Origin of the sequence: Staphylococcus caeli (genome assembly GCF_051413795.1) — a bacterium.
In the GTDB taxonomy this organism is placed as follows: domain Bacteria; phylum Bacillota; class Bacilli; order Staphylococcales; family Staphylococcaceae; genus Staphylococcus; species Staphylococcus caeli_A.
The window spans coordinates 1-435 of the sequence record NZ_JBOIRQ010000050.1; the positions used below are offsets into that span (position 1 = coordinate 1).

Consider the following 435-nt stretch of genomic DNA (forward strand, 5'->3'; position numbering starts at 1 on the left):
CAACAGCGCCAGAAGCACCAACGGTGAATAGAGTAACAAGCGAAGATAGCCAAGTAAGTGGAGCAGCAGAAGCAGGCTCGACAGTAAAAGTGAAGTTCCCAGGAGGAGAAACAGCAACAGGAACAGCGAATGAGCAAGGGAATTACACAGTAGATATTCCAGAGAATGTGAACCTCAAAGGTGGAGAAGAGTTAGTAGTAACAGCAACAGATGGAGCAGGAAATGAATCATCAGAAGGTAAGACAACTGTTATAGATACAACTCCACCAGAAATACCAATTATTAGTGAAGTTACAAGCGAATCAACACAAATTAGCGGAACAGGTGAACCAGGTTCAACAATCAAAGTAACCTTCCCAGAAGGAGTAACAGTGACAGGAACAGTAGATGAAACAGGAAACTATGTAGTCGAAATTCCAGCGGATGTGAACCTCA

General features: G+C 43.2%; 1 protein-coding gene. It reads left to right on the forward strand.

Translation table 11 applies throughout. From position 1 onward, the window contains the following. On the forward strand, positions 1-435 hold a 435-nt coding region (locus ACSULM_RS12490; protein ID WP_436863121.1), incomplete at both ends, for an Ig-like domain-containing protein.